This window comes from Zarconia navalis LEGE 11467 (assembly GCF_015207075.1).
Classification (GTDB): Bacteria; Cyanobacteriota; Cyanobacteriia; order Cyanobacteriales; family Geitlerinemataceae; genus Zarconia; species Zarconia navalis.
On record NZ_JADEXN010000257.1, the window covers coordinates 1 to 7,304 of the forward strand.

6 protein-coding genes are annotated in these 7,304 nt (G+C 47.7%); 4 read left to right on the forward strand and 2 right to left on the reverse strand.

The window, feature by feature from the left end; genetic code table 11:
- The 4 genes from IQ235_RS13915 to IQ235_RS13930 all read left to right on the forward strand — a co-directional run.
- On the forward strand, positions 1–235 hold a 235-nt coding region (locus IQ235_RS13915), incomplete at its 5' end, for a response regulator (protein ID WP_264322052.1).
- A 423-nt stretch (positions 236–658) separates the two neighbouring features.
- Positions 659–2,767 carry an EAL domain-containing response regulator gene (locus IQ235_RS13920; protein WP_264322053.1) on the forward strand — a complete coding sequence of 703 codons (2,109 nt, stop codon included), beginning with the start codon at positions 659–661 and terminating at the stop codon, positions 2,765–2,767.
- 169 nt (positions 2,768–2,936) lie between these two features.
- The gene (locus tag IQ235_RS13925) at positions 2,937–4,385 is read left to right on the forward strand and encodes an IctB family putative bicarbonate transporter (RefSeq protein ID WP_264322054.1); all 1,449 of its coding nucleotides are present in this window, start codon (positions 2,937–2,939) and stop codon (positions 4,383–4,385) included.
- A 219-nt stretch (positions 4,386–4,604) separates the two neighbouring features.
- Positions 4,605–5,981, forward strand: coding sequence for an aldehyde dehydrogenase (locus tag IQ235_RS13930; RefSeq protein ID WP_264322055.1), 1,377 nt, complete (start codon positions 4,605–4,607; stop codon positions 5,979–5,981).
- Position 5,982: 1 nt separating this feature from the next.
- Here the strand turns inward: IQ235_RS13930 and IQ235_RS13935 are convergent, their stop codons facing one another.
- Both IQ235_RS13935 and IQ235_RS13940 read right to left on the reverse strand, forming a co-directional pair.
- A complete protein-coding gene (locus IQ235_RS13935; protein WP_264322056.1) occupies positions 5,983–6,300 on the reverse strand; it encodes a tetratricopeptide repeat protein in 318 nt (105 codons plus the stop codon).
- A 337-nt stretch (positions 6,301–6,637) separates the two neighbouring features.
- Complete coding sequence (locus IQ235_RS13940; RefSeq protein ID WP_264322057.1) at positions 6,638–7,264, reverse strand: hypothetical protein; 627 nt, start codon at positions 7,262–7,264, stop codon at positions 6,638–6,640.
- Positions 7,265–7,304: the final 40 nt, after the last annotated feature.

Sequence of the window (7,304 nt, forward strand, 5' to 3'; positions counted from 1 at the left end):
TCCAAAAATTGATGGATTGGAGGTGTTGCAACGCATCCGAGCCGAAGAACGAACCCGGAAACTACCGGTGGTTGTTTTTACATCTTCTAGCGAACAGCGGGACATCGTTGAAAGTTACGATCTCGGAGCTAATAGTTACGTCCGCAAACCGGTGGATTTCAGCGAATTCGCAGACGCTGTGTCTAGACTGGGATTGTATTGGTTGCTCGTTAACGAGCCATTACCAGAAGAATAGAGCCTTACATAATTTGATGCATTCAGTCAATGAGTCGAGTCACAAAATTCGGGCGATCGTTCTCATGTTTTCCTGCGAGCTTTTCTGGGTTTCTAAAAAGTGACGATTTAAACGCTACGATTTAAGAGTGAGGAGCCAAGTGTCACCCAAAAACACCGATCGAGCGAAATCGGAAATTTCTTAAGTCATCCACATTGCCTCCACAATTAGGTCATATTTAAGGACTTGTAAATGCTGGCAAGCGTTCGAGTTATTCTCAAAGTTTTCCGAAATAAAAGAGCGCGATCGTAGAGGCATTTGTCCGTTACGTAACACCATTTCTATTTTTGCGCGCTCTTTTTTAGAAAACTTAACTCGTTCGCAGATCGCGTTATTAGTGAGTTATTGCCAGAAGCATAAAACACGAGCGAAAAAGCGATAGCTATGAATGAAACTCTCAATGTTCTCATCGTTGAAGATTCAGAAGATGATGCTCTTCTTCTACTTCGAGAATTGCGTCGCGGTCAGTTCGATCCCAATTGGGAACGGGTACAAACAGGCGAATCGCTACGTAAGATGCTTACGACCCGGACTTGGGATGCGATCGTTTCAGACTACAGCTTACCCGGCTTTAACGCACCCGCCGCACTCGAAATTGTCAAACAGAGCCAACTCGATATTCCCTTCATTGTGATTTCGGGCGCCATCGGCGAACGATCGGCAGTGGAAATGATGAAAGCCGGCGCTCACGATTACCTGATGAAGGACAATTTAACCCGATTGCCAGAGGCGATACGGCGAGAATTGCGAGACGCGCGAATTCGAGCAGAGCGCCAACAAGCGCAAGTGGTATTAAAGCAACAACAAGCGGCAATCGAGGCAGCAATTGATGGCATTGCCATTTTGCAAGGAGATACCTATCTCTATACCAACCAGGCTCATCTCAAACTATTTGGTTACCAAAGTTCTCAAGAGTTAGTTGGCAAAAGTTGGAGGCTGTTATATTCCCCAGAGGAAGTGGAAAGGTTTGAGAGGGAAATTTTTCCAGTGCTAGAGTCAGAGCGCGCTTGGCAAGGAGAAGTCACCGCCAAGCGTAAAGATGGCTCGATCTTTTCTCAGGGTCTATCTCTAACTTTGACTGAAGATGAGCGAATGATTTCGGTGTGTCGCGATATTAGCAACCTCAAACATACCCAAGATCTTCTCATCTATAATACGTTGCACGATCCGCTCACGGGTTTACCAAATCGAAAACTTTTACTCGAACGGCTCGAACTCGCCATAAACCGAGCCAAACGGATTGAAAACTACCAGTATGCCGTCTTATTTTTAGATCTGGATCGATTCAAAGTTGTTAATGATAGTTTGGGACACTTTGTTGGAGACAAATTACTCGTTACAATCTCTCAAAAATTAAAAATGCACTTGCGCAATACCGATCTGGTTGCTCGACTTGGTGGTGATGAGTTTGTGATTTTGCTAGAAGATATCGACAGTCCCGAAGATGTGATTCAAGTTGTCGATCGAATTTTAGCCGCTTGTCAAACGCCGTTCGAGATCGATGGATATGAAATTTTTACTGGCTTCAGTATTGGGATCGTGATGGGAAATCCGGATTACCACGAGGCGGCAAGTGTCATGCGCGATGCTGATATTGCCATGTATCGAGCGAAAGCCGCATCGAAAAATTCATCCCAATTTTTCGATGCGGCCATGCATACTCAAGTGCTGAATCGTGTAGCCCTCGAAACAGATCTTCGTAAGGCTCTCGAGCGAGAAGAATTTGTTGTCTACTATCAACCAATTTTTGATTTACAGGAGAATCAACCGATCGGGTTTGAGGCTTTAGTACGCTGGCAACACCCGACTCGCGGCTTTATTCCTCCAGATGAATTTATTTCTGTTGCCGAAGAAACTGGGTCGATCGTACATCTCGATCGATGGGTGCTAGAGAAAGCTTGTCAGCAAATCGCAAATTGGAACCAAAAATTTGCTCTGAATTCCCCCCTCAAAATTAGTATCAATCTTTCCGTGCAAGACCTTCATCAAGCCAGTTTGATTCGAGAGATCGATCGGGTATTAGCCGAGACGGAACTCGCAGGCAACTGCCTCACCTTAGAGATTACCGAAAGTCTTTTGATATCGGAGATCGATCGAACCGTCGATCTCTTAGCTCAGTTTGCTTCTAGAGAGATTGAGGTCGGCATTGATGACTTTGGCACCGGGTATTCTTCCCTCGGTTACCTACACCGTTTTCCCGTCAACAATCTAAAAATCGATCGCTCTTTTGTCGCTCGATTTGGATCTGGCAATCGCGAAGATCGCGTCGTCGATACGATTGTCACCCTCGGCAAGCAGCTCGGTTTATCGGTGACAGCCGAAGGAATCGAAACGACTCAACAGCTCGAACAGCTGCAAAAACTCGGCTGCGAGTTCGGGCAAGGCTATTTATTTTCTAAACCGCTCGCGGCTGCTGAAATTGAAAGACTGTATTTCTCCAATCGATCTTCAGCCGGGTCAACCGCCCCTAAAGCTTTCCCATGCGCGAGTTAACAGACTTCTCACCCCATAAGGGATGATAGAGAGATTCGATCGCGCATGGGCCGGGTTAGGAATTGAATTTCACCCACTGCAAACGCGTTGGGTTTACAGCTTCTGGCGAATTCAAGTTACAATCCAACGTTGATGGCGCACTCAATCGCGATCGAATATCGATGTACTCATGACAAATCTCGTTTGGCAACAGATGACTCTTCGGACCCTGCGACCTTCACGATGGCGGGGTTCGAGTTTCTTGTATCGCTTGTTGGGCGGCTCCTTGCGCAGTTGGCGACCGGGAAGCTGGTTGATGTTGCAATCGGAACCGTTAGGGGTCGCTCTCGTAGCGCTTGTCTTCGCCCTGGCCCCGTTTTCATCCACTTCCCTGGTGGGGGTGTTGATGATGGCTTGCGGAGCCTTTTGGCTGCTGGTTACAGTCTCGGACGATAGCAACTGGGGGTTTACGCCGATTCACGTTCTGTTGCTGGCGTACTGGGGGATTGTCACCGTTGCCACGGCTTTATCTCCAGTCAAGGCGCAGGCGTTTTCCGGATGGGTGAAACTGACCTTATTTTTACTGCTGTTTGCCCTGTGCGCGAAGATATTGCGATCGCCCCGATGGCGATCGTGGGTGATAACGATTTACTTACACGCGGCTCTGGTGGTAAGCGTCTACGGAATGCGCCAGTGGTATTTCGGGGTGGAAGCCCTCGCCACCTGGACCGATCCCACTTCGGAAATGGCCAGCGTAACGCGCGTGTACAGCTATTTGGGCAACCCCAACCTGCTGGCGGGGTATCTCATCCCGGCGGTGGTGTTCAGTCTGGCGGCGATCTTTTCCTGGCGGGGGTGGTTGCCCAAAGCTCTCGCCGTAGTGATGGCGATCGTCAATTCGGCTTGTTTGGTGGCAACCTTCAGCCGAGGGGGCTGGATTGGCTTGCTCGCAGCCGGATTCGCGATGGTGCTGTTGTTGGTTTACTGGTGGAGCGTCAAATTACCTCCCAAAGTCAGACCTTGGGCGATGCCCGCGGTGTTAGGCGCATCGGGACTGGTGTTAGTTGCGGCGGTGCTATTCGTGGAACCGGTGCGAATGCGAGTCGCGAGTATATTTGTCGGACGGGAAGATAGCAGCAATAACTTTCGGCTGAATGTTTGGGCGGCGGTATTGGATATGATTCGCGCTCGTCCGGTTTTGGGAATCGGGCCGGGAAACGATGCGTTTCGGGAGATTTACGTCCAGTTTGCTCGTGCCAAATATCAGGATGCTCTGGGGGCTTATTCCGTCTTGTTGGAGATTTTAGTCGAAGCCGGGGCGATCGGGCTGCTAAGCTTCCTCTGGCTGCTGCTGGTGACGTTCGATCGAGGCTGGGTCGCCCTCCAAGGACTGCGGAACGCGGCAAGTCGGGAAGGGTATTGGCTGATGGCGGCGATCTCGACGATTTGCGGTTTGATGGCCCACGGTTTGGTGGATACGGTGTGGTATCGTCCCCCGGTGCAAACCCTGTGGTGGTTGGCCGTGGCGATCGTCGCGAGTTACTATAATCCACCTGAAGAGACTTCATTCTCACAAAATTCTCCTTTTTCTCCGTTTTCCGAGTTTGAAGAAGACGAACGATTAACGATTAGCAATTGAACCTATTGAACCTCTGGTGTGATGCTTTCAGAAGTTTCGATGAGGTTTAGAGACCCTCACCAGTTCGTGGGTTCGATCGAGTTAGAATCGGTTGGCAGTTGAGTGATGAGCGAAAACGTTCAATTCCGATCGTCAGAACGACCCTACAACGACAGCTTTGTCCCGAAGTATCATTTAACTGAAACCTCCACGGTAATAATCGATCGATAAAATAAGATAATGATTCAAACAACTTCACCCGTTGAAAATATTCTCGAACAACAACGGCAATTTTTTGCCACGGGAAAAACTCAAGACATTGCCTTTCGCATCGAACAACTCGAACTCCTCAAACAAGCAATTCTCGATCGCCAACAAGCCATTGTTGAAGCGGTAAATGCCGACTTAAGTCGCCCGGAATTTGAAGCCTATTTCGAGATTGCTGCGGTTACTGAAGTTAAATACGCCCTCAAGCGTCTAAAATCTTGGACGAAGCCGAAAAAGGTGGGAATGCCTCTGGATCAATTTCCAGCATCGGCATGGATTTACCCGGAACCGCTAGGGGTGGTATTAATTATCGGACCGTGGAACTATCCCTTTCAGTTATTGATAAATCCTCTCGTTGGGGCGATCGCAGCGGGGAATTGTGCCATTCTCAAACCCTCAGAAATTGCCGAGAATACCTCCAAAGTTGTCGCCGATTTAGTTCGGGATACTTTCGATCCGGCATTTGTGGCAGCGATTGAAGGTGGGGTAGAAACTTCACAACAGTTACTCGCCCAAAAGTTCGATCGCATTTTCTTCACCGGCGGCACGAAAATTGGGCGAGTTGTCATGGAAGCGGCGGCGAAAAACTTAACGCCAGTGACGTTGGAACTGGGGGGGAAAAGTCCCTGTATTGTCGATGCCGACGTGGATATTGATGTGGCGGCAAAACGGATTACTTGGGGTAAATTTATCAATGCCGGACAAACCTGTATCGCCCCAGATTATCTTTTAGTCGATCGCACGGTAAAATCGGAATTACTGTCGGGCATCAAAAAATATATCGGCGAATTTTACGGCGAGAATCCTGCCGAAAGCCCCGATTTCGCCCGATTAATTAGTCAGCGCCATTTCGCACGAGTGGCTGAATTTGTCAACGACGGTAAAGCCATTATTGGCGGAGAAACCAAACCCGAAGAACGCTACATCGCCCCGACGGTTTTAGATGAAATAACCTGGGACGATCCGGTAATGGAAGATGAAATTTTTGGGCCGATTTTGCCGGTTTTAGACTATACGAATTTGAACGAAGCGATCGAGCAAATCAACCAGCGTCCAAAACCCCTGGCTTTATATATTTTCTCCCGAGATAAGCAAAAACAACAGCAAGTTCTCGATCGAACTTCATCCGGGGGAGTTTGCGTCAACGATACGGTAATGCACGTTGGCGTTCCCGAACTGCCCTTTGGCGGTGTGGGAGAAAGCGGCATCGGTAGCTATCACGGCAAAGCCAGTTTCGATACATTTTCCCACTACAAAAGCGTTCTAAAAAAGGGATTGTGGTTGGATTTGGATTGGCGTTACGCACCCTATAAAGGCAAGTTGGATTTACTTAAGAAATTCATTGGGTAGTTCATTGGCTAGGGGCGTGAATGAAGCCCTGCGTTCTGGCAAGTTGGTATAGTTCTTTGGCGCGTTGGCGATCGCGGCTGGATACGAGAGTGGCTAGATTGTTGGATGCCAAACCATGTCCTTTCTGACTTGCCAGGGTATACCATTTTTCTGCTTCTAGTTTGTTCGGTTCGATGGTTCCCAAACCGAGATGATAAATTGAACCGATGATAGATTGAGCTTCGGGGTTGCCTTTGCCAGCTAGAGGAAGGAGAAGTTGAAGGGCGCGATCGTAATGTCCAGCGTCGTATTCAGTTTGGGCTGCTTTTAGGATTGACATTGTTTTCTAGCAAGAGTTTAGCTTTCTATTTCCTCTAAAATATAGCGGTATTCATTTTGGTGAGGATATTTTTCTGATGTCCCTGCATTCGCGCTTATTGTCCTAACGTGACGGTATGCAGCTATCGTTTTTATTTTATCGATTCTTAATAAAAATCTCTGCCTTTTGAGGGCAGAGAACTGTATACAGTATAAGGTGCGCATTCGTCTTGTTTCTATATCCAAGATAGCCACGATCGATTGGCAGTCACCTCACCCGATCGAATGAATTTTAAAATACCGATTTAGAGGAATCTAAATGTAACTCGATCGATTAATCGTTTTTTATTTCTTCTTTCTTATTTCATCGCAGCAAAATGTTCCAGCAACAAGCGATGAATGAAAATATATCCACCTCCCACTTTCTGTAGAAAAATGCGATCGGTTGCATAATCTAAAAACCGGGCGTAATTCCAAGGAATCGAGCCATTACAAACTAAAATCGATCGCAAAATAAAGTGTTTGGCACAAGCCGCCCCCCCCCCGATCGCCATGCCAAAACAAGCACCGAACGTCCCCCAAAATAAAGGTCGCCATTGTAAGGGAATTGCCGCCAGACTCAAGACGGTAAAGCCAATACTCGCAAAAATTAGAGCATTTTTCCCCGACTGCCAAATGCCTTGATTCGGTCGCGTCACCTTCGGAATAACCGATCCCGTCATGCCGCGAGTAATCCCAAATAGGGTCCCCATACTCAACCCAAATACGGCACCGCGCAGTAACGCATAGGTCGGCAAATTCGCCCAGGATATTAAAATTTGCCAGTGAAGGGGATGGAAAATAACTTCATAGATAATTTTCATCAGGAATAAAGATGACGTACCGATTCCAATCCCGAGAGTTAGATATCTTCTTGCTTTTTTCCACGACCATTTTAAGGTTTCGACCGGTTCGATGCGATCGAATCCAAAAATCAGCCAAAACATAAAACAGCTAAAAGGCAAAACGACGATTCATCTTTGCAGG

Bases quoted from the DNA above. Each gene is read 5' to 3' on its own strand.
- IQ235_RS13920 (WP_264322053.1), top strand. From the start codon at position 659: ATGAATGAAACTCTCAATGTTCTCATCGTTGAAGATTCAGAAGATGAT.
- IQ235_RS13935 (WP_264322056.1), bottom strand. From the start codon at position 6,300: ATGTCAATCCTAAAAGCAGCCCAAACTGAATACGACGCTGGACATTAC.
- IQ235_RS13930 (WP_264322055.1), top strand. From the start codon at position 4,605: ATGATTCAAACAACTTCACCCGTTGAAAATATTCTCGAACAACAACGG.
- IQ235_RS13940 (WP_264322057.1), bottom strand. From the start codon at position 7,264: ATGTTTTGGCTGATTTTTGGATTCGATCGCATCGAACCGGTCGAAACC.
- IQ235_RS13925 (WP_264322054.1), top strand. From the start codon at position 2,937: ATGACAAATCTCGTTTGGCAACAGATGACTCTTCGGACCCTGCGACCT.